The following is a 19767-nucleotide window of genomic DNA, read 5'->3' on the forward strand; positions in this document are numbered from 1 at the left end:
TGGGATTCAAGAAGGATTTTCAGATCCGCAAAAAGAACAGAAAGATGGCTCATTTGTTAAAGAGAACTTCACCCTCTGCGCTCTTCAATCTGGTCACAGATGTAAGCCCCGATCGGCAGCGCCGAGGTTGCTGCCGGAGAGGGTGCGTTGCAGACATGCAGGCTGCGCGGGCTTTCAGCAAAGAGAAAATCGTGGACCAGACTGCCATCGGCCATGACTGCCTGAGCGCGGATGCCGGCGGGATATGGGCGCAGATCACTTAAGGCCAACTGTGGGCAATACTTGCGGACCAGTTGCAGGTAGCCCCGCTTCCAGAGTGAATTCTTCATCTCGACCGTCCCCGAACGCAGGTGGTTGCGCATCACCCTCCAGAACCCCGGGAAACTGAGATTATCGATACTGTCGCGCAGGGAAAAGTTGACCCGACCGTAGCCTTCGCGCTTCCAGCCGACGACCGCGTTCGGCCCGACGGTTACGCTGCCGTCGATCATGCGCGTCAGATGCACGCCTAAAAAGGGAAGTTCGGGATCAGGAATCGGGTAGATCAGGTGTGAGACAATATCGTTATAGTCGGTCGGCAGCTGATAGTATTCCCCACGAAACGGGACGATCCGAAAATCGGCGTCAATCCCGAGCATCGCCAGCACCCGGTCGGCCATCAAACCGGCGCAGCAAACCAGAAAGCGTCCCCGGATCCGTTCGGAACCGTAAACTACCTCGATGAAATCCTCTTCCTCATAGAGCGCAGCGACCCTGGCGGACAAACGGATCTCCCCACCCAGCCTGGCAAATTCTTCGAGCATAGCCATGGTGATCTGGCGATAATCAACAATGCCGGTGGCCGGCACCAGAAGTGCGCCCAACCCGGCAATGTTCGGCTCGGCCGCCTTGAGTTGCGTGGCACTGAGGATTTCGATCTCAATCTCGTTCTGTCGACAGCGCTCGGCCAGATCCTCCATCCGTCCAAGTTCAGCGGCGTTCGTCGCCACCAGTAATTTTCCACAGCACTGGTAGGGGATCTTATGGGCTTCGCAAAAGGCCATGGTCGCCCGCGAACCCTCGCGACAAAACTGCGCTTTGAGACTCCCCGGAGCGTAGTAGACTCCGGCGTGGATGACGCCGCTATTGTGCCCGGTCTGATGGCTGGCGGCGGTCGACTCTTTTTCGAGCAACAAAATTCGCGCGGCGGGAAAACGTTGTTGCAGCTGCAAAGCCGTCGAGGCCCCGACAATTCCGCCGCCGATCAGCAGATAATCGTAGAGAGTGGTTTCAGTCTTCAACGGGTCGCCCCTCCTTAACACTTAAGTACTCGCGCCGCAGCTGATGAATCGCTTCAGGCTCACCGATAATTGTCATGCGATCATTCTCCAGCAGCAGGGTATTGGAACGTGGCACCATCATATCATTACCACGACGCAGCAGGGCGACCAGGCTCCCCTGGGGCAGATTAATCTGATCGAGAGTCCGGCCGATCAATCTTGCCGTGAGCCCGGCGCTGTCCAGAATCATGGACAGACAATTCTCGTCGCGCAGGAGCAATTCTTTAATTTCCTGTTCATTGCTGGTGCGCTGCCAGATTTCGGCAAACCCTTCATTCTCAACCAAACCGGCGATCTGGGCCAGAAGTCGCAGATGCAAAGCGGGGTTGTCTTCAGGGCTGATCAGAAAAAACACCGCCTGCACCAGCTGGCTCGTGTGTGCCCCGGGCTGAAGAGGGTGTGGAACATCGATCTTAAGACCACGCGGGGCACGCACAATCGCCAGATGTGCGTATTCAATCCCCTCGGTCCGAAAATGAGGGAGGGCCACGCCACGGGCCACCGGAGTTGCACCGACGCGGGTTCCCTCAAGAAACTGCTCACCGATCTCGGTTGGAGAGTGTCCAATCCGGTCGGCGAACCATTCGGAAACAACCTCGACCGCGACCTCAAAGGTGGTGCGCTCGGCCAGGTTCACCACGTAACTGCTGGCGATGATCTGATCAAAGGGGTCTTTCTGACGCAACCCCTTCTCCTTCATGATCTCGCGCAGTTCATAATCGAGTCCCTGCTGACTGAGGCGACCGAGCCGCGCAAAAATATGAAAGATTGCACCGCTGCGCTGGACCTTAAGCCGGGCATAGCTGCGGTACCAGAGCGTCCCGACGAAGATAAGACCCACAGTAAACAGGGTCGGCAACCAGCCCATCTCAACGATGAACCAGAGCGGGGCGAAGATCCCGACCAGCTGCATCCAGGGGTAGAAAGGGGAACGATAGCCGGGATCGTAACTGTCGAGGCCGCTCTCGCGCATGACAATGACGGTGAAACAGATCAGCGCGAACATCAGTAATTGAAAGGCACTCGCCAGCTTGGCGATACGCAGCGGATCGAGAAACAAAAGGATCATGACGATACTGCCCACCGTCACCAGAATCGACAACACCGGCACACCGTCACGCAGATGGCTGAAGGCTGACGGCAGCAGGCTGTCACGCGACAATGCCAGGGGGTAGCGGGAAGCGCTCATGGTGCCGGCATTCGCAACGCTGGTAAACGCCAGCACCGCGGCAAACGACATGATATAGAGCCCGGGTTTACTAAAGAAAACTGCCGTGGCATCCGCCACCGGCGTCATAGTCGCGGCAAGTTGCGCCATGGGCAGTACGCCGACCATGATGGCTGTCCCCAGGCCATAAACCACGAGCGCCGTCAGCAGCGACAAGAAGACCCCGCGCGGAAGGTTTTTTTCCGGATCTCTGACCTCTTCCGAGAGTGAGGTCACCGTGGTCACACCCACATAACTGATATAGACAAGTCCGGCGGTGGAGATAATCGAATCAAAACCGGCCCCAAAAAAGCCATCAAAATGAACCGGATTGATGCTCGGCAGGCCAACCCCGATAAAACCGGCCAACAGCGCCAACAGAAAAAAGACCAGATAAATCTGCATGCGACCGCTCTTTTTAGAGCCGAACAGGTTCAGAACCCCGATCGCCAGAGCCAGGATAACGGCCAGGGTACGGATATGTCCTTCGCCGATTTCGGGAATAAAGAGCGCGAGATAATAGCCCATCCCCATCAGGGCGAATGAAACTTTCAGGATCAGCGCCAGCCAGGTCCCCATTCCGCCGATGGTACCGAACAGTGGGCCGAGGCTGCGATCGAGGAAATAGTAGACCCCGCCGGCTTTTGGCATGGCGGTACAAAGTTCAACGATACTGAACATCGCCGGAATCAGCGGGATCGCCGCCAGCATATACGCCAGAACCATGGCCGGACCAGCCTGTGAAGCGGCAATCCCCGGCAACAGGAAAAACCCCGCGCTCAGAGTGGTGCCGGTGGCGATAGCGTAGACACTGAAGAGGCCGAGCTCTTTTTTCAGTTTCTGTTGTTTGCGAACCGGGAGCATCCTCACCTCATTACATATGTCAGCTGATTCAAAGGACATAAATCATATCATAGAAATTTGGTCATCTGTCTTGAGAGCAGAGCATGCCAGACACAAAAAAACCGGACCCATTTTTCAAGGGGCCCGGTTCAGCAGTTACGTTATTGTGTTTCATCACCCATTATTCAAGGTGGTCTTTCAAGCCAGGAGGCCTTTTTGACCTATAGCTATGGTTATGAGCCTGCAAACGAGCTAAAAATTGTACTCAAATCTCCGAATCTTCACTTCAGTCCGTATAGTCCGACAGTCTCCTAGACCCTCTCGATGACCAGCGCGATCCCCTGCCCGACCCCGATACACATGGTGCAGAGCGCACGTTTTCCACCCGTTCGCTGAAGCTGATAAACGGCCGTCGTCACCAGACGTGCGCCGCTCATCCCCAGGGGATGACCCAGGGCGATCGCCCCACCCAGCGGATTGATTCGCGGGTCATCATCGGCTAACCCGAGCTGCCGGGTACAGGCCAACGCCTGCACAGCAAAAGCTTCATTGAATTCCAGAAGGTCAAAATCATTCAAACTCAGGCCGAGTCGTGCCAGCAGCTTTTGGGTTGCCGGCACCGGCCCTATCCCCATAACGCGCGGCGGCACCCCGGCGGCGGCCATACCCAGTACCCGCGCCCTGGGAGTCAAGCCATGCCGCGCAGCCGCCTGCTCTGTCGCCAGCAGCAAGGCCGCGGACCCGTCGTTGATCCCTGAAGCGTTGCCGGCAGTGATGCTCCCATCGACAAACATCGCCTTCAACTGAGTCAGCTTCTCCAGCGTGGTTGCACGCGGGTGCTCATCCTGCTCAACCCTGAGCGGCTCCCCTTTACGCTGCGGAATGCTGACCGCTACGATCTCATCATCCAGGCGGCCATCAGCCTGTGCCGCGGCCGCCTTCTTTTGGCTCCAGAGGGCGAAACGATCCTGATCCGCACGGCTGATATTGAACTCACGGGCCAGGTTCTCGGCGGTTTCCGGCATCGAATCGGTGCCGTAAACACTTTTCAGCTGCGGATTGACGAAGCGCCAGCCGATGGTGGTATCAAAGATCTCTGCAGTGCGCGAGAAAGAAGTGGTCGCCTTGCCCATCACAAAAGGCGCACGCGACATGCTTTCAACTCCACCGGCGATGACCAGCTCGGCGTCCCCCGCCTTGATCGCCTGCGTGGCGCTGCCGACCGCATTCATTCCCGAGCCGCACAACCGGTTAATGGTGCAGGCCGAGACGGTCTCCGGCAGCCCCGCGAGCAGCAAGGACATCCGTGCCACGTTGCGGTTATCTTCACCGGCCTGGTTGGCACAGCCGAGGATGACATCATCCACCGCACTCCAGTCCACCGCCGGATTGCGCGCCATCAGGGCCTTGAGCGCAATCGCGGCCAGATCATCGGTACGCACCGCAGACAGGGCACCGCCGTAACGGCCAATCGGGGTGCGGATCGCGTCACAGATAAACACTTCATTCATGGGTCGTCCCTCTTTAGTTTTCAGGCCAGATCATGCAACTTACGGAAACCACCCAGCATGACCTCGGAAAGATAATCGATCTCCCTTACAGTCATCACCGTCGAGATGGTCGCGGAGCAGGTATTAATCAGCATGGCGCCGTTATCAAACAGATAATCGAGCAACCGCTTAATGCGTCCGGCCTCATCGGCGTCAACATAGCCCGACCGGTAGTCGCCCGAGACTTCAGGCTTCAGGTGCACGCGGAACATGGAACCACCCCCGGTGACGCAGGCCGGGATATCTGCGACCCTGATCGCTTCTGTAATCTGCGCACGCGCGCGATCAGCCAGACGGTTGACTTTCTCGACCGCGGCCTGATCAAACATTTTCATCGTCGTATAACCGGCGACCATGGTCATCGGATTCGCCGAAAAGGTCCCGCCCTGAGGGAAGAGAACCTTATCTGCCAAGGGGTTCATGACGTCCATGACCACTTTGCGGCCAGCCAGGGCACCAACCGGGAAGCCGCCGCCGATCATCTTGCCCATGGCAGTCAGATCCGGGATAAGGCCATACCAGTCTTGCGCGCCAGCATAGCAGGAGCGGAAGGTGATGACCTCGTCAAACACCAGCAGGGCGCCATTTTTCTTTGTCCAGTTACGCAACGCACTGACAAATTCAGCGCTTGCCGGGGTCAGGCCGATGCGGTGCGGCATCGGATCGATGAGCACACAGGCTAACTGGTCGGCGTGCTGATCGAGAATGGCTATAGCCCGCGCGACATCGTTAAACGGCAGCACCACCACGTCGTTGAGCGCCGAGGAGGGAGTACCGTAAGCCACCGGGACGCTGTTGGGCTTTTCCGCCGGGCCCCAGTTTGCAGGGCTTGCGGTCTGGCTGACTTCGGCATAGTCATACAGGCCATGATAGGAGCCTTCCATCTTGGCGATCTTGGGCCGGCCGGTAAAGGCGCGCGCGGCTTTAATGCAGTTCATCACCGCCTCGGTGCCGGAGTTGCAGAAGCGGATCTTTTCGAAGCCGGAGTTGCGCTGACACATCAGCTCGGCGAAGAGCACTTCCGCTTCAGTGGCCATGGTAAAGGCCGTCCCCCTGTGCAGCTGTTCGGTCAGCGCTGCGACAACCTCGGGATGGGCGTGACCGTGGATCAGGGCGGCCATATTGTTGGCGAAATCGATCCGCTTCACCCCTTCGATATCAGTGACGTAACAACCCGCGCCGCGTTCAGCATAAAGCGGATGAGGGCTGCGCAGCACAGTGTTGCGGCTGACACCGCCAGGCATCACCTTGCAGGCCCGCAGATAAAGTGCGGCACTCTTTGAATTATCTGTCTGTGCCATCATTTTGTCCTTTAGTCGTTGAGCGCTTCGGCCAGTTGAGGGCCGAGGAGCAGGCTGCAGGCGGTGCGCTGTTGTACATATTTGAAATTAACCCCCGGGGCCAGTTCGACAACTTCCAGACCCCGGTCCGTAACCGCGATGACGGCCAGGTCGGTATAGATCCGGTCGACCACCGCTTTGCCGGTCAGCGGATAGCTGCAACGCTCGACCAGCTTGGCCTCACCGTCCGAGGTGCAGTGCTGGGTAATCACGTAGATTGTCTTAACCCCGGCGACCAGGTCCATCGCCCCGCCCACCGCCGGGATGGCGTCCGCTTCGCCGGTCGACCAGTTGGCCAGGTCACCCTGTGCCGAGACCTGCATCGCCCCCAGCACACAGATATCGATATGCTCACCACGAATCATCGCAAAGCTGTCGGCATGATGAAAGAAAGCTGCCCCGGGGATAGCTGTCACCGGTTTTTTACCCGCGTTGATCAGCTCGGGGTCTGCCTCGCCTTCTGCCGGAACCGGGCCCATGCCGAGCAGGCCGTTTTCAGTGTGATAGATCACCTCGCGCCCCTCGGGGACATAGCGGGCGACCAGCTCGGGGATGCCGATGCCCAGATTGACGTAGGAGCCGTCGGGGATATCGAGGGCGGCGCGGCGCGCCATCTCTTCCCGCCCCCAGCCGATCTTCTGTTTTTCGACGGCGGTCACGGGTAGCGCCTCCCTTCGGCAATCAGCTGAGCTTCCTGGGCAGGGTTGGTTACTGTAACAACCCGATCGACGAAGATTCCGGGGGTCACCACCACTTCCGGGTCGATAGCGCCAAGTTCGAGCAGGCTGCCGGTCTGGACGATGGTCGTGGCGGCTGCCATCGCCATGATTGGTGCAAAGTTGCGGGCGGTCTTGTTGTAGATCAGATTTCCATAGCGATCGGCAGCGACACATTTGATCAGGGCGAAGTCGGCCTTCAAGCCCCGTTCCATGACATAGTCGCGACCATCGAAGTTGCGCAACTCCTTGCCTGCGGCGAGGGGGGTGTTGACCGAGGTCGCGGTGTAGAAGGCGGGGATTCCGGCGCCACCAGCGCGGATCCGCTCCGCCAGAGTCCCCTGGGGGACCAGCTCCAGTTCGATTTTGCCGCTGCGGTAGAGCTCCGGAAAAACCGTGGAGCCGAGGGTGCGTGGATAGGAGCAGATCATCTTGCCGACCCGGCCGTTTTCGACCAACGCCGCCAGACCGACATGGCCGCTGCCGGTGTTGTTGTTGACCACGGTCAGATTTTTTGCCCCCTGATCGATCAGGGCGTGAATCAATTCAATCGGGCTGCCGGCTTCGCCGAAGCCACCAATCATCACCGTCGCGCCATCGAAGATGTCGGCCACAGCGGCGGCAGCTGAGGCGATCCGCTTATCAATCATGGCTATTGCCTCTCATCTGCTTGAATCCTCCGCATCAGGCCAGCCGCCGGCGCAGGGTTTCAGCCAGACGTGCTTCGATCTCCTTCAGCTCTTCGGCGAAGAAATACTTCTCGGTATCGAAGGGAAGCAGCAGGTCAATCTTGTTCTTCTGCTCGTCGTACTTGGCGTGGAAAACCTGGTTCATCCATTCCATGTTGCGCCCTTCGGTAAACTGCAGGGCGAAACACTTCTCGCCTCCGATCACCGATGTACCCAGGATCGCCAGCTTGCCGGCGGAGATGGTCATGGAGATGTGCCGTGACGGGCGATTGATGGAGGAGAGTGAATTATAGATCTTGCTGAAAATCCGCTCGATGTCGGCCAGGGGGGCGGCAAAGTAATGATGCTCGCCGGTCGGTCTGGCGGCGTACATGGAATGGAAGCCGATGCCCAGCATAGCCAGGATATTGGCCAGGTCGATCCAGTTCTGCGCCGACCTTTCGACATCCACCTTGCCCTCTGCATCAGAGAACAGGCTGATGTGGTTCATGATCGGACTCTGGCTGCGAACCATCACATGATGAGCTTTCAGGCGCCGAATCGCCGCCAGGGTGCGTGGATTGAGCAGCTCGCGCGGGGTGGAGAAATGCGCCATCCAGGCCATCTGAATACCGTTGTCGTAGAGCAGATCGAAGAGCTCCAGCATCCTGTCGTATTTACTCGAGAGGATCATCTCCGGGTGAAAGGTCAGGGCGCGGGAGCCGAGGCGAATGTTGCGGATGTGCCCCAGAGCCGGGTCTTCAATGATCGGGCGGATATACGCCTCAAAACGGTTAGCAGGCATGAAGCCGCCGTCACCGCCGGTGATCAGCAGGTCGCTGACTTCAGGATGCTGTTTGACGTAACGATGCAGTTGATCAATGTCCTGCTGCAGGAACATGTCCTCATCGCCCCGCACCTGGGCATGCCGAAAGCAGTAGGTGCAGAAGGAGAAGCAGTTCTGGGTGCTGGTGTCGAACACCAGCTGACACTGCGGGTACTTGTGCTGGCTGCCGTCGAGAAACTCGACCTCGCCAGTGTCATTTTCAAACCAGGGTTTGTTGAGCTGCTGGTTACCGTCATGGGGATTGGTCTTCGCGCTGTATGCGGCGACAATGCGGGCACGCTCCCCGGCAGACCCGGCCTTGACATAAGCCGCTGTCGGTTCCGCAGCGATCATGCCGGGCTGCGGCAGCACCAGCTGGTAAACCGCGTCGGTCTCATAGTCGTCCCAATTGATGCTGTTCAGGGAATGACTGGTCGCCAGAAAGCGGTAAACCTCGATATAGAATTCGCGCTCCCTGATCTGGCTGAGCTCAATCCCGTTCTCTTTAAGAATTTCGCAGACCCGCCGGAAACCGTCGAGCCCCGCGTAATTCGTACCAACCTTGAACAGAAACGGCTTGGTCTCCAGCAATCCAGAGTGCTGTGGATAAGCGGCCTGCAGACGGCTCAGCAGACCGACCGGCAACAGGTTCTCCTGCTCAACGAGACGTCTGGCATCAGGCGAGAACTGGTATCGTTCCAGCATCGCTTCAACATCTGCAGACTGCACCGCGCGGTGAAATTTATTCTCGACGCCTGACTGCTCGGCCGTGTTCGAACTCTTCATTATTTCTGCTCCTGTCGCGAATTAGATTGGACTCTGGGACCTCTAAAGTTTTCCCCCATGCGGGAGGCCAGAATACAAACGGCCGTTGTGCGTCAGCAGAAATTTATCCAGAGCAATCTCTTCCTGCTTGATGAACCCCTTGTCGGACAGGGTGCCGTTACTCACCAGCTCGATTACCGCGCAAGCGGAGGCAGCAGTCGTCCAGGAGATGGCCCGCCAGCGACGTCCGCCGATTTCTACTGGCCGATAGGCGTTGACGAACTCCTCACGCACCAGATTGCCGAATTTCCAGCCTTCCGCCGAGGCATGGACATAGACCACATCATCGCTCACCGGCGGCTTGGCATTCACCAGAATCTCGCCGGCCTTCAGGCGGTCTTCGCGCATCAATAGTTCGTGAAAATAGAAGTTCATCAATTGCGCATGGCCGGGATAGCGCATCGTCTTGTAGTCCAGATTTTCGACCACGCCGGCGTAGGTCTCACACATGGTGCCCAGACCACCAGAGGTGGTAAAGGCCTCCAGTTCGATGCCATCAATGACGATCTTCTCCAGCCACTCCAGGGGGGAGACCCACTTGTGTTGCCCGCCTTCGATCACCTCGCAGTCGTTGAGATACTCGTTAACGACCCCTTCGGGTGACCAGTTAAAGGCATAAGAGAGCAGACCGGTCGGATTGCTGGGCAGCGCTCCGACCCGCAGCTTGATGTTTCTAATTTTATCCAGTCTGTTCGCCAGAGAAGCGCCGACGATCGCGATGAATCCTGGGGCCAGACCGCATTGAGGGGCCATGACCGCGCTGGAGGAATGGCTCATTTCGATGATCGCTTTGGTTGTCGGCACATCTTCGGTGAGGTCAAAATAGTGGATACCCAGTTGACTGGCGATGCTGGCGACGCTGATGTTGAAACTGTACGGCAGACAGGAAATGACCGCGTCGAAGCCGTGCATGTTCTTTTTCAGCGCCTCACTGCTGCTGACATCCAGAGTCTTGACCGCAAAGGGGTAATCTTCTCGAATCTGCATATCGGCACCCGTGACCTCGAATCCGGTTTCATGGAGCATGAATGCCATCAACGAGCCAACCTTGCCCAAACCGAAAACCAGAATTGAATTTATTTTTCTCTGCATTTGCTGTTCTCCATTCAAACTTTTTTAAGAGTGAGATTTTAGGAACCTGTCCGACTATCCATGAGCTGGCTGCATATGCGACTGTTTGGCCCAGATTCCAGCTCCTTTTTGCCCAATAGCTATAGCTATGAGCCTGCAAACGAGCCAAAATCTGATCTCAAACATCCGCATTTTCGCCTCAACCCTTATAGTCCGACAGGTTCCGAGGCCGCAATCAAACTCAGATATCAAACTTGATCCCCTGAGCCAGGGGCAGAGTTCTGCCATAGTTTATGGTGTTGGTTTGACGCCGCATGTAGGCCTTCCAGGCATCGGAGCCTGATTCACGTCCACCGCCGGTCTCTTTCTCACCACCAAAGGCTCCACCGATCTCAGCGCCGGAGGTGCCGATATTAACGTTGGCAATGCCGCAGTCAGAGCCGATGACTGAGAGAAATTCTTCGGCCTCGAGCATGTTCTGGGTGAACACCGCCGAGGACAGACCCTGTACCACGTCATTGTGCAATACAAGCGCATTCGCAATCTCGCCTTCATACCTGATCAAATAAAGGATCGGAGCGAAAGTTTCTTCCTGCACGATTGCGTAGCTGTTTTCAACTTCGACGATGGCGGGGACCACGTAGCAACCAGAGGCATAGCCCTCACCTGCAAGGATATCACCTCCATAGGCCAGCGTTCCGCCTTCCTCACCAGCACGCGCCAGCGCGTTTTTGAAATCACTGACCGCGCCTTTGTCGATCAGAGGACCAACATGGTTGTTCTCATCCAGAGGATTGCCGATTTTCAGGCCACCATAGGCCTTGACCAGCGCCTCTTTGACCTTGGCGTAAATGGAATCATGAATAATCAGACGCCGGGTCGAGGTGCAGCGCTGACCTGCGGTGCCGACCGCGCCAAATACAATAGCGGGGAGCGCCATGTTAAAGTCGGCATTGGGCGTCAGAATAATCGCGTTGTTCCCCCCCAACTCAAGGATCGCCTTGCCGAAGCGGCTGGCAATGGCCTGGGCACCATGACGTCCGACTTCGGTCGAACCGGTGATCGAGACCAAGGGGAGGCGTTTGTCATTGAGCAGCTTTTCACCAATCGACGCACCCCGGCCGACGATGAGATTAAACAGTCCCTCGGGGAGGTCGTTTTCGCGGATAACGTCGGCCAGAATATGTTGTACGGCGATGGCGCTTAACGGGGTTTTTGAGGAGGGTTTCCACAGGCTGGGATCACCGCAGACCGCCGCGATCATGGCGTTCCATGACCAGACCGCAACCGGGAAATTGAAAGCAGAAATTATTCCGACAACTCCAAGGGGATGGTACTGATCATACATCCGGTGAAATTCTCGCTCCGAGACGGTTGTCGAACCGTAAAGCTGACGGGACTGACCGACGGCAAAATCACAGATATCGATCATCTCCTGAACTTCACCCTTCCCTTCCTGCAGGGATTTACCCATTTCGTAGGAGACCAGAGAACCAAGGGCATCCTTATGTTTACGTAACTGCAGCCCGATCTGGCGCACGATCTCACCACGCTTGGGGGCTGGGACCATTCTCCACTGCTTAAAGGCCTCAACACCCTTGGCGACAAGCCGCTCATAGTCTTCTTCCGAAGCAAGGTAAACGCTCGCGATCTGCTGACCATCAACCGGCGAAACGATATTCAGCTCCCCCTGGTCGGTCGTGGTATTCCATTCAATCCCGGTGGAGGCACCGTAGTTTTTAGCCTTAATTCCAAGCTCTTTCAGAAAATTCATGACCCACTCCATTGACTCTTAAATAAGGGTTATTCAGGATGAAGGCACCCTGAATCTCAGTAGCTGGATGATGAGCAGGCTACTGGTTCACTCTAGAGTGAACTTAAGGCCTTAGCTGAGGGAATGTAAAATACAGCTTTACTGTAGGGGGTAAAGGAATAAACTATGATGTGAGGCCGATAGCCTGGCCGGTTCTGTCCACAAACAACCACAGAGGACTTACACTATGGAACTACGCGCCCTGCGTTATTTTATCGCGGTCTATGAGGAGTTGAGCCTGACCGGAGCGGCCAAGCGCTGTTTCGTTGCTCAGCCTTCGATCTCGGCCGCCATACAGCAACTGGAAGCTGAACTGGAACGTCCGCTGTTCATTCGCCATCCCAAAGGGGTCACCCCGACCCGGGCCGGGAATAACCTGTATCCCTATGCCCATAAAATGCTCACCGACGTCCAGACAATCAAAGATCTCTTTCACGAGCAGGCGCCGAAAATCTCCTTGCGGCTGGCAATTATGCCGTTCTTGTCAGGCCAGAACATCAGCCTGATCATCAAAGACCTGCTGTCCACGATTCCAGGACTGAATTTGACTGTCGTCGATTTGAGCGAAGAAGCAGACATGCGCATCATCTCCAGCAACCTTGCCAGGCAGGATGAAGCCTTTCATAAGCTCTGGCATGATGAGTTTGTGCTGGCACTCCCCCTTGGCCACCCGTTCGCCCTGCTGAAATCTGTGCCAATGGCGATGCTGGATCATGTCCCGTTTATCAGCCGGCAACCCTGTGATGTCAACGATGCCTGGAACTTCGCTATCCAGAAGAGCAAAATTACCCTCGACACCAAAGCTACGGTCAAAACCGAAGAGTATGCGCTGGACCTGGTTGCCGCGGGGTTGGGTCTTTCCGTCGTACCAAGCCATTCAACCGGCCTACGCTCAGACATAGAGACCTGTGAGGTCAGCAATCTCAAGCTGGAACGAATTGTCGGACTGGCCCACAAAAAGGAGCATCCGCTACCGGCTCAATTATTGGACATTATCAACAATGCCAAAATCCGTCTTACCCCGTTGTAAAAACCATTGATACCCCGATGACAACCGCGAGTGCGGCCCATGCAGAGGCAATATGTGGTCGCTCTTTAGTCAGAAGCCAGAAGGCAGGCAGCACCAATACAGGTGTTGTGGAAGACAAGGTCGCAACAATCCCGACAGGGGCAACTTTAATCGCCCATAACAACAAACTCATTCCCACACCCATGCCGAGTAAACCACTGGCCATAATTTGCGCCGCTACCGCCAGGTTCATGGTGCGATAAGCTGAAAAAATAGTCGTACCCCTCGTCAATAACAGGGTCAGAAAGAGGCAGCTAAATGAAATCCACACACGAATAGCTGTTGCCAATACCGGGTTTGTGCCCGCCTGCATCGCATCAAGAGCGATAAAAGTGCCTATTGACTGACAAACTGCAGCAAGAACCCCGGCCGCAATACCAAAACCAACCCTGCCAACGGATTGCTCCCAGTGGTGCTTGCCCGCATTTCTACGGAACGCGAGAGCCAGCATGACGCCACTGGTAACGAGTGCAACACCGAAAAAATTTATAAATTGGAAGCTTTCATCAAACCAGCATATTCCGATCAAAAAGCTGATCGGGGCATTGGCCGCGAAAAGTAACCCGGCAAGGCGCGGGCCCAGCCGTTTAACACTGCTGTATAAAAAAGTATCGCCCATGTAAATGCCGACAAAACCTGACAGCACCAGGGAAATTGTCAGGTCATGCGTCGGCAGATCCCATTGCCCGGTCAAAATGAGGGACAGAGACAAAATCAGTGCAACACACAACATTCTAAAGGCATTGAATGATATCGCGCCCAATTGCCTGACTGGACCAACATTCAAAAAACTGCTAAAGGCCCATACTGACGCAGCACCTAGTGCCGCCAAATAGCCAAGTGATTGCAATGCTGAGTCCTTGTTCTGCTTACTAAGCTATTGACAATTAAACGTATTTTTCACTAATCAAAAAAGCTACAAATAGATCTCTTCCTCAACGAATCTGATCCCCAGGCTCTCTAGTTCATCCAGGATAGGAACATACATTTCGGGCATAATGGGGATGTGCACCCCGGCTTGCTTAATGCCACCAGTAATGAGCAGCTTTGTCGCAATCGCCAGAGGGGTCCCTACGGTGTACGACATGGCAGTATTGGCCTTATTCTCGCCCTCACAACTCATGGAAGAGATAATGCGCTTCTTTTGCCCATCCAACACAAAATCAAACTGATGTTGCATGACCAATAGATCCCGATCTTCTGGCCCCATAGCCCACTTCTGTTCCAGAATTTTTTGCAACACCATCGCAGGAGTCGCATCTTTGATCCCACTGACCTCATCCGAGAATATACCCAGCCAACGCAGCTTATCCATTACCCCTGAATCCATGGAGAGCCCGAAATATTCGGCCAGATTTTCTTCAGTGCTTTGTCCTTCCCGGAAGGGAAGAAAACTCTCCAGATACTGGCGATAGCTGAGCAGATGTGAATCGCGCATGACATAGCTGTCGTCGGTGCAACCCAATTGGACGAAGATGTCCCAGGCTTCCGAGTAACCGGGGCGGCGCATGGTCCCCCTGATGATGGAAGGGATATCTTTAAGGCCGTACAATGCGCAATAGGGAAGTGAATCCCGGTTTGGGTAAACCTCGAAAGCACCATAACCGGGGACCTCAACCTTGCTGAGCGTCGAGAAAAGTTTCTGATAGGGAACGTATTTATACTGTCCGTTCTCTTTGTACTTTGCCACGCCCTGACCGGCAACCACGACGTTGCGTGGGTTCCACGAAAATTTGTAATTCCAGGGATTATCGTCGCTGGTGGGGGCGACCAACCCGCCACAAAATGATTTAAAAGACAGAATTTCTCCACCCCTGTGCTTAATCCTGTCGATAACGCGCATGGCTGACATGTGATCAATACCTGGGTCCACCCCCAGTTCGTTCAGAAAAGACAGCCCTTTTTCACGCACAGCGCCATCAATCCGCTGCATCTCGGGGGAAACATAGGAAGGAGTAAGCAGGTGTTTACCGTACTTGAGGCACTCCCTTGCGACAATCGAATGCAGTGACCCAGGCAACATAGATACGACGACATCTGTCTGGGAGATTTCCCTGGCTCTAAGCTTTTGCTGATTAATGTTAAATTGAATTGCACGTCCATTGGGATGGTCGGCAATCTTTGTCTGAGCTGTTGCCAATGACATATCACCCACGGTGACTTGCCAGTCATGTTGCTGAGAATATTTCAGCAGATAATCGATCAGACTGGTCGCCGACAAGCCTGCTCCAATGATAAAAATATTTGTCATCGCTTACTCAATCCTTATCTGTGTAATTGCCAATTCCAACCCATCCCTAACGAGAAATACCCAAGCTATCCGGAAGAAAAATATTTTCAAACTCAGTCCAGTTCCTCCACACGATAATCCACATGCATCCCACGCGCTTTAACCTCCGACAGAAAGGTCACAGGGGGAACATGACGCACCGGGGAGAGCACTCCAGCGCCGGTTATCTCGCCAGACAAAATCATCAAGGCACCAATGCTCGAGGTGAAGCCCACCGTGCGATTCATGGCGAAAAGGCCTGTAGTAAGGTCACGGTAATCGACCAGATCATAGATCACCTTGATCTTCCGGCTGGCCTTGATACCCCAGGCTTCGACCCTGAGAAGTGCAAGGTCCTGTTGTTCAGCTGTGTACTGTAGACGGGGTGTAAGCAACTGGGTAATAAAGCTGCGCGGCGATATTTGGGCGCCACCAACGCTGATAGGAGTGTCGGCGAGCAGGCCGAGATCCACAAGCTTACGCCAGAACTTCGAATGCCCGGGCCATCTCAGGGCAAACCGCCCCATTTCTACAAGTTCTTTGCCCAGCCCGAATATCTCCACATACCGTTCCGCATCACCGTTTGGGTAGGCCTCCACCATGCCGATTCCTGGGAATTCAATTTCGTGAACGTTTTCGGGTCTGAAAATCTCATTCCCGGGAACAACATGCAGTCGTCCACCTTTAAAAAGCCTGGCCTCGCGCGTGTAAACCGCCAGGACCCTATCAAATATCCAGGAGATCTTATAGCGAATGGGGCTGTCATCGGCACATTCTGCCGCAGGGATCCCACCACCGTAGGAATAGAGACCGTGAACTTCATCTAATTCGTCCACAGCCAGTCGCCCGAGGACAAGATCAATACCCGGATCAAGCCCCATTTCCGGCAAGATAATACAGCCCTTTTCCTTTGCAAGCGCGTCCAGTTCTTGGAGTTGGTAGGTGTAGTTGGAACTCACAAAAGGAATGCCGGCGTTCATGGCGGCCGTAGCAGCAGTGAGGGCAAGTTCGATGGGCAGCATACAGATGACGATGTCGATACCCAGCGTAGAATATGTCCCGGATAGATCGTTATCCCGGGAGATATCAAGTTTGAGCACTTCTGTTTTGGTATATCCCATCCGCTCCAGGTACGTTTCGGCATTGTCGAGATTAATGTCAGCAGCAAAAATTTTACTGATCAAGTTACTTTGTTCAAGATCATGGATGACGGCCTTGCCTTGAAGGCCCATTCCAAGCACGATTGCTATCATTTATTTTAACTCCAGTTCCATTCTCTCCGCCGTATTACGTAGATTGCGTTGTCATATTATTGGTGAAGCTTCAGGATAAGGGTGTCCGCCCAGGCCACCACCTGTTTTTGATAACAGGCTTTGATGCCATACCGGCTGACACCGTTTATGCCACGGGCGTTGAAGTTGGCTCATACCGACCAAGATCAATATCTTCAACCCGGCACTGCGACCGGATGCCAACCAGTTCAAGTTCCCTTAAAAAATCTTCTGTGGGAACGTCTTTTATTGGCGAAAGGACCCCTGGTGCATTGATTTTCCCGGAGAGGATCATCTTCGCTGCTATGGCGGTGGTGTAACCAACAGTACGATTCATGGCAAAAAGCCCGGTTTCAAGGTCCCGGCTATCGATAAGATCCCAGGTAACCCGCTTTCCGACACCATCTTTTTCACCCCAGGCCTCTACACGTATAATTACAATGTCTTTTTCCCCATCGGCGTATTGCAGTTTGGGGGAGAGGGCTTTGACCAGAAACTCCCGAGGAGATACAGGTAGAGTATCTGCGGGTTTATCTGCCAGCAGGCCCAAGTCGGCCATGGTCCCCCAGAAGCCGCAATGTCCGGGCCAGCGCAACGCAAAACGGCCCATGTGACGAATGTTTTTATCCAGGCCGAAGGCTGAGATGAACTTTGCGGCGTCTCCGTTGGGATAGGCCTCCATCGATCCCAGCCCCGCAATATCAACCATGTGGGTATTTTCCGGCTTAAAAATCGAGTTTCCAGGGATATCGATCTGTTCTCCCTCCCTGATGACAACGGCATCCCGGGCGTAGGCTTTCAGTACCCCTTCAAATGACCAGGAGATCTTGTAACTCAGAGGGTTATCATCTTTGTGGGCTGGCTCGGGCACCCCACCCCCGTAAGAGTAAAGGCCATCCACCCGATCCAGCATGCCCACGGCAATTCCGCCCAGGATAAGATCGATTCCAGGATCCAATCCCATTTCCGGGAGCATAATAACCCCTTTAGCCTTAGCCTCTCGATCCATAAGGGCAATTTCTCCAGCATATCCAGAGGAGACGAAATGGATACCCGCATCGAGTGCGGCCCGGGCCACGCTGCTCCCGAACTCCACCGGCAGCATCATGATAACGAGATCAGCACCCGACTGGCTGACGCTTTTGTGCAACTCGCTCTCACTTTTGGCATTCAGCGCCCCGGTGGTTATCTTCTTAAAGCCGATCTCAGCGACATATTTATTAATCGAGTCCAGGTTATTATCCAGAACCAGAATCTCTTTCACCAGAGGACTCTTTTCCAGACTTTGCGCAACAGCTTTCCCCTGTAACCCCATCCCCAGTAGTAATACTTTCATAAGTCATCTTCCTTTAAGTATTTGTAAAGATTTCATCCGTTGCTTACAAAATCTGGTTTAAAAACTGCTTGGTCCGTTCGTGTTGAGGATTATTAAAAAATACGTCCGGACTGTTCTGCTCAACGATCTCGCCGCGATCCATAAACATGACCCGGTCGGCGACACTTTTAGCGAAACCCATCTCGTGGGTGACGACCAGCATGGTCATTCCTTCACCGGCCAGATCAATCATGACATCGAGAACTTCTTTTATCATCTCAGGGTCAAGGGCCGAGGTCGGTTCATCAAACAGCATCACCTGCGGGTTCATGCAGAGGCTGCGGGCTATGGCGACGCGCTGCTGCTGTCCACCGGAAAGCTGGCCGGGAAACTTCCGCGCCTGCTCGGCAATCTGCACCTTTTCCAGGTACATCATGGCGGTTTCCTCGGCCTCTTTCTTTGGGGTCTTGCGGACCCAGATCTGCCCGAGAGTAAGATTGTCTATGATTGTTAAATGAGGGAATAGATTGAAGTGTTGGAAAACCATACCGACCTCAGCCCGAACCTTTTCGATATTTTTAATATCGTTGGTCAGTTCGATTCCATTCACGTTAATCTGACCGCTCTGGTGCTCTTCCATGCGGTTAATACAGCGGATTAACGTAGACTTCCCGGAGCCTGAAGGACCGCAGATAACAATCTTTTCCTGGGATTGCACCAGAAGATTGATATCTCTCAGAACATGGAAATCTCCATACCATTTATGCATCCCGCTGATTTCGATGATCGGCTGGATGGCACTCTCAGAACGGACTTTTAGCTGCGACTCATTCATGGCGTTCCCACTTACTCAATGCAACTATCCTGAGACAGTCCTATGATTTATGACTCAAGACGTGTTGAAAAAATTGCGCAGTCCTGTCCCATTTTGGATGTTGGATGACCTGCCCAGGTGGCCCCTCCTCGACGATTTCCCCTTCTGCCATAAAGATCACCCGATCAGCAACCTGATACGCAAATTGCATTTCATGGGTTACACAAATCATGGTCATTCCCTGAGTCGCCAAATCGATCATCACATCCAGCACCTCTTTAATCATCTCAGGATCCAAGGCGGAGGTGGGTTCGTCCAGCAGCATAACTCTGGGTTCCATGGCCAGAGTGCGGGCAATCGCAACCCGTTGCTTCTGCCCACCCGATATCTGGCCAGGGTATTTAGCCGCCAGGTCGGCAATTCCAACCCTTTCGAGTAACGCGGTAGCTTGTTCATTGGCCCGCGTTTCAGGTATTTTGCGTAATTGGATTGGCCCGAGCGTACAATTTTCCAAGATGGTCAAATGGGGAAACAGATTAAAATTCTGGAACAACATCCCAATATTATCCCGGATGGTATCGGCACTTTTTTTACCCTTGCCAAGCTTTTCACCGAAGATAGAAATGCTTCCTTCCTGATATGTCTCCAGATGGTTGACACAGCGGATAAGAGTCGATTTTCCAGAGCCAGAAGGTCCGCAAACAACAATAATTTCTTTTTCTGAAACAGACAGTGAGATATCTTTCAAGACATGAAATTCATCAAACCATTTATTTAATCCATCGATCTTAATTGCAGTGTGGCTGAGTTTATCGTCGCCTGCTTTATTTTCTATATTGTTATTTTTCATG

At 54.3% G+C, this 19767-nt stretch carries 16 protein-coding genes; 1 reads left to right on the forward strand and 15 read right to left on the reverse strand.

What is annotated here, in order from left to right; genetic code table 11:
• Positions 1 to 68 precede the first annotated feature (68 nt).
• From lhgO to amaB, 9 genes are all read right to left on the reverse strand, one after another.
• Positions 69 to 1280: an L-2-hydroxyglutarate oxidase gene (gene lhgO, locus D888_RS0113050; protein WP_020677002.1), complete on the reverse strand. Its 1212-nt coding sequence runs from the start codon at positions 1278 to 1280 to the stop codon at positions 69 to 71.
• On the reverse strand, positions 1270 to 3390 hold the full coding sequence (locus D888_RS0113055) for an amino acid permease (RefSeq protein ID WP_020677003.1): 2121 nt from the start codon (positions 3388 to 3390) through the stop codon (positions 1270 to 1272). The genes lhgO and D888_RS0113055 overlap by 11 nt, the downstream gene beginning before the upstream one ends.
• A gap of 290 nt (positions 3391 to 3680) precedes the next feature.
• The gene (gene pcaF / locus D888_RS0113060) at positions 3681 to 4880 is read right to left on the reverse strand and encodes a 3-oxoadipyl-CoA thiolase (RefSeq protein WP_020677004.1); all 1200 of its coding nucleotides are present in this window, start codon (positions 4878 to 4880) and stop codon (positions 3681 to 3683) included.
• 20 nt (positions 4881 to 4900) lie between these two features.
• Positions 4901 to 6223: an aspartate aminotransferase family protein gene (locus D888_RS0113065; protein ID WP_156827010.1), complete on the reverse strand. Its 1323-nt coding sequence runs from the start codon at positions 6221 to 6223 to the stop codon at positions 4901 to 4903.
• 8 nt (positions 6224 to 6231) lie between these two features.
• Positions 6232 to 6873, reverse strand: a complete 642-nt coding sequence (locus D888_RS0113070) for a 3-oxoacid CoA-transferase subunit B (protein WP_033423644.1) — start codon at positions 6871 to 6873, stop codon at positions 6232 to 6234.
• A 41-nt stretch (positions 6874 to 6914) separates the two neighbouring features.
• The gene (locus tag D888_RS0113075; RefSeq protein WP_020677007.1) at positions 6915 to 7625 is read right to left on the reverse strand and encodes a 3-oxoacid CoA-transferase subunit A; all 711 of its coding nucleotides are present in this window, start codon (positions 7623 to 7625) and stop codon (positions 6915 to 6917) included.
• 34 nt (positions 7626 to 7659) lie between these two features.
• Positions 7660 to 9255 carry a hypothetical protein gene (locus D888_RS0113080; protein ID WP_020677008.1) on the reverse strand — a complete coding sequence of 532 codons (1596 nt, stop codon included), beginning with the start codon at positions 9253 to 9255 and terminating at the stop codon, positions 7660 to 7662.
• A gap of 42 nt (positions 9256 to 9297) precedes the next feature.
• Positions 9298 to 10386: a saccharopine dehydrogenase family protein gene (locus D888_RS0113085; protein WP_020677009.1), complete on the reverse strand. Its 1089-nt coding sequence runs from the start codon at positions 10384 to 10386 to the stop codon at positions 9298 to 9300.
• A gap of 220 nt (positions 10387 to 10606) precedes the next feature.
• Positions 10607 to 12139, reverse strand: coding sequence for an L-piperidine-6-carboxylate dehydrogenase (gene amaB / locus D888_RS0113090; RefSeq protein WP_020677010.1), 1533 nt, complete (start codon positions 12137 to 12139; stop codon positions 10607 to 10609).
• A gap of 226 nt (positions 12140 to 12365) precedes the next feature.
• On the opposite strand from amaB, the gene D888_RS0113095 reads away from it, so the two are divergent.
• Positions 12366 to 13208: a LysR family transcriptional regulator gene (locus D888_RS0113095; protein ID WP_020677011.1), complete on the forward strand. Its 843-nt coding sequence runs from the start codon at positions 12366 to 12368 to the stop codon at positions 13206 to 13208.
• On the opposite strand, the gene D888_RS0113100 is transcribed toward D888_RS0113095, so the two are convergent.
• The 6 genes from D888_RS0113100 to D888_RS0113125 all read right to left on the reverse strand — a co-directional run bounded on the left by D888_RS0113100 (position 13195) and on the right by D888_RS0113125 (position 19766).
• On the reverse strand, positions 13195 to 14097 hold the full coding sequence (locus tag D888_RS0113100) for a DMT family transporter (protein ID WP_026362383.1): 903 nt from the start codon (positions 14095 to 14097) through the stop codon (positions 13195 to 13197). The two genes, D888_RS0113095 and D888_RS0113100, sit on opposite strands and share 14 nt — an antisense overlap.
• 66 nt (positions 14098 to 14163) lie before the next feature.
• A complete protein-coding gene (locus D888_RS0113105) occupies positions 14164 to 15498 on the reverse strand; it encodes a saccharopine dehydrogenase C-terminal domain-containing protein (RefSeq protein ID WP_020677013.1) in 1335 nt (444 codons plus the stop codon).
• Positions 15499 to 15590: 92 nt separating this feature from the next.
• The gene (locus D888_RS0113110) at positions 15591 to 16769 is read right to left on the reverse strand and encodes a saccharopine dehydrogenase family protein (protein WP_020677014.1); all 1179 of its coding nucleotides are present in this window, start codon (positions 16767 to 16769) and stop codon (positions 15591 to 15593) included.
• 145 nt (positions 16770 to 16914) lie between these two features.
• On the reverse strand, positions 16915 to 18123 hold the full coding sequence (locus tag D888_RS21655) for a saccharopine dehydrogenase family protein (protein WP_020677015.1): 1209 nt from the start codon (positions 18121 to 18123) through the stop codon (positions 16915 to 16917).
• 43 nt (positions 18124 to 18166) lie between these two features.
• The gene (locus D888_RS0113120) at positions 18167 to 18937 is read right to left on the reverse strand and encodes an ATP-binding cassette domain-containing protein (RefSeq protein ID WP_020677016.1); all 771 of its coding nucleotides are present in this window, start codon (positions 18935 to 18937) and stop codon (positions 18167 to 18169) included.
• Between the two features lie 40 nt (positions 18938 to 18977).
• Positions 18978 to 19766 carry an amino acid ABC transporter ATP-binding protein gene (locus D888_RS0113125; protein ID WP_020677017.1) on the reverse strand — a complete coding sequence of 263 codons (789 nt, stop codon included), beginning with the start codon at positions 19764 to 19766 and terminating at the stop codon, positions 18978 to 18980.
• Position 19767: the final 1 nt, after the last annotated feature.

Origin of the sequence: Geopsychrobacter electrodiphilus DSM 16401 (assembly GCF_000384395.1) — a bacterium.
In the GTDB taxonomy this organism is placed as follows: domain Bacteria; phylum Desulfobacterota; class Desulfuromonadia; order Desulfuromonadales; family Geopsychrobacteraceae; genus Geopsychrobacter; species Geopsychrobacter electrodiphilus.